1 pseudogene is annotated in these 223 nt (G+C 61.4%); it reads right to left on the bottom strand.

Annotated features, from left to right (window positions below):
• A pseudogene (locus KI810_RS17205) lies at nt 1-223 on the bottom strand (cation acetate symporter); the annotation flags it as partial.

Below are 223 nucleotides of genomic sequence, written 5' to 3'. Positions count from 1 at the left end.
TTCATATCCTTCTCGTCAAGGGTGGCTCCCGGAGGCAGGGCGGCCTGTTTGGCCTCCATGGCGGTGATCACTTTCTGGGCACCGGCAGCAATGACCTTGGGATAGGTCATGTTGGGGGAAACCATGACCAGGGCGATGGAGGCGATGGTGCCGACCAGCAGGCCGGAGATGACACCGGCGGTGTTGAACTTGCGCCAGAACAGCGACATGACCACGACCGGCA

It is taken from the genome of Geomobilimonas luticola (assembly GCF_018476905.1).
Taxonomy (GTDB): domain Bacteria; phylum Desulfobacterota; class Desulfuromonadia; order Geobacterales; family Geobacteraceae; genus Geomobilimonas; species Geomobilimonas luticola.
Note: the sequence above shows the minus strand (reverse complement) of the source record. Positions and strands in the feature narration are given on the sequence as shown.